Here is a 747-nt window from a genome sequence, read left to right on the forward strand (position 1 = left end):
CGCGGTGGTACAGGAATTTCAACCTGTTGTCCTTCGACTACGCCTTTCGGCCTCGCCTTAGGTCCCGACTTACCCTGGGCGGACGAGCCTTCCCCAGGAACCCTTGGGCTTTCGGCGGACAAGATTCTCACTTGTCTTTTCGCTACTCATACCGGCATTCTCACTTCCATTCGCTCCACCATGCCTCACAGCACAGCTTCTCCGCCAATGGAACGCTCCCCTACCATGTTTCCATCCATCGCTTCGGTGCCTGGTTTAGCCCCGTTACATTTTCCGCGCAGCGCCACTCGACCAGTGAGCTATTACGCACTCTTTAAATGGTGGCTGCTTCTAAGCCAACATCCTGGTTGTCTGTGCAACGCCACATCGTTCCCCACTGAACCAGTACTTTGGGACCTTAGCGGTTGGTCTGGGCTGTTTCCCTCTTGACCACGGATCTTATCACTCGTAGTCTGACTGCCAGGTTCTTCGACAAAGTGGCATTCGCAGTTTGACTGAACTTGGTAACCCTCGCGGGCCCCGCATTCAATCAGTGCTCTACCTCCACTTCTCATTCCCTGACGCTAGCCCTCAAGCTATTTCGGGGAGAACCAGCTATCTCCGGGTTCGATTGGAATTTCTCCCCTACCCCCAGTTCATCCCCTGGCTTTTCAACGCCAGTGGGTTCGGGCCTCCATGCGGTGTTACCCGCACTTCACCCTGACCAGGGGTAGATCACCCGGTTTCGGGTCGATGACGACAAACTTA

Annotated in this window: 1 rRNA gene; it reads right to left on the reverse strand. The window is 55.2% G+C overall.

Going from position 1 to position 747, the window contains the following annotated elements:
• Positions 1–747, reverse strand: a 23S ribosomal RNA gene (locus ACFSB2_RS16770); the annotation flags it as partial.

This window comes from Alicyclobacillus fodiniaquatilis, assembly GCF_042678105.1.
Lineage (GTDB): Bacteria > Bacillota > Bacilli > Alicyclobacillales > Alicyclobacillaceae > Alicyclobacillus > Alicyclobacillus fodiniaquatilis.